At 43.8% G+C, this 1,769-nt stretch carries 2 protein-coding genes; both read left to right on the forward strand.

The window, feature by feature from the left end; translation table 11 throughout:
* Positions 1-150 precede the first annotated feature (150 nt).
* Positions 151-897, forward strand: coding sequence for a succinate dehydrogenase/fumarate reductase iron-sulfur subunit (locus ACEW8S_RS15865; RefSeq protein ID WP_373519098.1), 747 nt, complete (start codon positions 151-153; stop codon positions 895-897).
* A gap of 67 nt (positions 898-964) precedes the next feature.
* A complete protein-coding gene (locus ACEW8S_RS15870) occupies positions 965-1,441 on the forward strand; it encodes a very short patch repair endonuclease (RefSeq protein ID WP_373519099.1) in 477 nt (158 codons plus the stop codon).
* Positions 1,442-1,769 lie beyond the last annotated feature (328 nt).

Below are 1,769 nucleotides of genomic sequence, written 5' to 3' on the forward strand. Positions count from 1 at the left end.
AAAGACGGCGAGGCCCTGCGTGACGATGAAAATTTCAAATTTGTATCCGCTTGGGAATACAAAGGCGAGCCGAAAGATGCCGTTTTGCACAAGGAGGATTTGAAGTATGAGAATATCGAATTGAAGACTCGCTCCTATAAATAAAAAACTATGAAATTAAACTTGAAAATTTGGCGTCAAAAGGACGCTAAGTCCAAAGGAGAAATGAAAGACTACCCTATCAAAGGTATTGAAGGGGATATGTCATTTTTGGAAATGTTGGATGTGCTGAACGAAGAGCTGATAAATAAAGGGGAAGAACCTGTGCAGTTCGATCACGACTGCCGTGAGGGCATCTGCGGTTCTTGTTCGCTGCAAATCAACGGCGAACCCCACGGTCCCGATCGGTTGGTGACCACCTGCCAATTACACATGCGAAAGTTCAACGATGGCGATACGATTGTTATCGAACCTTTTCGGGCAACGGCCTTTCCCGTAATCAAAGATTTGGTCATCGACCGGAGTGCTTTCGATAGAATACAGCAAGTAGGTGGCTATATTTCCGTAAACACTTCGGGAAATACGGTCGATGCGAACGCCACGCCCATCGAAAAGGAAAACGCTGACGATTCTTTCTACGCCGCTACCTGTATCGGTTGTGGTGCCTGTGTTGCCGCCTGTAAAAATGCGAGTGCCATGTTGTTTACCGCTGCCAAGGTGTCTCAATTTGCTTTGCTTCCACAAGGCCGGGTCGAGGCGACCGAACGTGTTCAGAGCATGGTACGTCAAATGGATCTTGAGGGCTTTGGTAATTGCAGTAATACTGGCGCCTGTGAGGTGGAATGTCCCAAAGGGATTTCATTGGAGAACATTGCCAGAATGAACCGGGAATATTTGTCGGCGAAATTGAAAGGGTAAGGCTAACCCAAATTTTCTTGGCATTTACTTAACAGCCTTTTTTCCGTGGTACTCCTAATTTTAGGTCATGCCCAAAAACTACTCCGAAGAACGCATCAAAGTTCCGCGCTTCAACGAAGAATCCGGTTTCTACACTACGCCGAAGCGTTCGAAAATCATGAGTAAGATCCGGGGCAAGAACACCAAGCCCGAGCTAGCTTTCCGAAAAGCCTTATATGCAGAAGGTTATCGTTATCGTATCGATTACAAAAAGTTGATTGGCAAGCCCGACATACTCCTAAAAAAATATAATACCGCAATTTTTATCGATGGGGAATATTGGCATGGCCATAATTGGCCGGCAAGAAAACCTAGGGTCAAGACCAACCGTGAATTCTGGATCGCCAAGATAGAGCGCAATATGCAACGTGACGGAGAGGTAAACGCCGAACTGCAGCGTTTAGGCTACACCGTCTTCCGATTTTGGGAAACTGAAATCAAAAAAGAATTGGATGCTTGCATTCGAAAAGTCATTATGCACCTAGAATCCGTTCGAACGAGCTAAAAAACTTGGGTATACCGTTCCCAATCCGCGATTGGGATTTTTTTATGGGAAGTATAGCGAGCGAAGAGATTTTATTTTTAAAATGAACACCCATTTGACTTGGAAAATAACTTAATTTTTTGTTAATTTGCAATCAATTAACCAACTTCAATTCCGGACCCCAAAGGTTTTATAAAACCTTTGGGGTCTTTCCGTTCAAGTCCTTATCGTAAATCCTTATTTTTGGGAAAAGTCAATAGGCCATGAAATACGAACAGATTCCAAATTCCCTTTTTAAGAAGAACCGCAAGAAATTTATGGCCTGTATGAAGCCAATAAGTATTGCTGT

Origin of the sequence: Pricia sp., assembly GCF_041745955.1 — a bacterium.
In the GTDB taxonomy this organism is placed as follows: domain Bacteria; phylum Bacteroidota; class Bacteroidia; order Flavobacteriales; family Flavobacteriaceae; genus Pricia.

What these genes read in the sequence shown, in the direction of transcription:
- ACEW8S_RS15870 (WP_373519099.1), top strand. Translation starts at nt 965, where the DNA reads ATGCCCAAAAACTACTCCGAAGAACGCATCAAAGTTCCGCGCTTCAAC.
- ACEW8S_RS15865 (WP_373519098.1), top strand. Translation starts at nt 151, where the DNA reads ATGAAATTAAACTTGAAAATTTGGCGTCAAAAGGACGCTAAGTCCAAA.